The organism is Pseudoalteromonas sp. G5_S1_14_S5, assembly GCF_054968605.1.
Genome location: NZ_JBQKUM010000292.1, coordinates 1 through 223, shown reverse-complemented (window position 1 = coordinate 223; position 223 = coordinate 1). Strand labels below are relative to the sequence as shown.

The following is a 223-nucleotide window of genomic DNA, read 5'->3' as shown; positions in this document are numbered from 1 at the left end:
GGTTATCGATTGTTTTCCTGAAGTGTGCCCTTGTTGTGCTCAGTCTGATATCGATGTTAATGGTGGGCCGTACTACCGGCATCAAGTCTTTGATATTCCCAAACCTACGGTCGACATCACTGAATACCGTTTATTTTCAGGTCAATGTCGCCACTGTAAAGAAACAGTGAAAGCTCAAAAACCTGATAATGTCTCACAAGGTATCATTGGTCCTAATCTATTA

1 protein-coding gene is annotated in these 223 nt (G+C 41.7%); it reads left to right on the top strand.

The features are described 5' to 3' along the window. The coding region (locus ACTRWI_RS22935) for an IS66 family transposase zinc-finger binding domain-containing protein (protein WP_499133969.1) at positions 1-223 on the top strand (223 nt) is incomplete at both ends.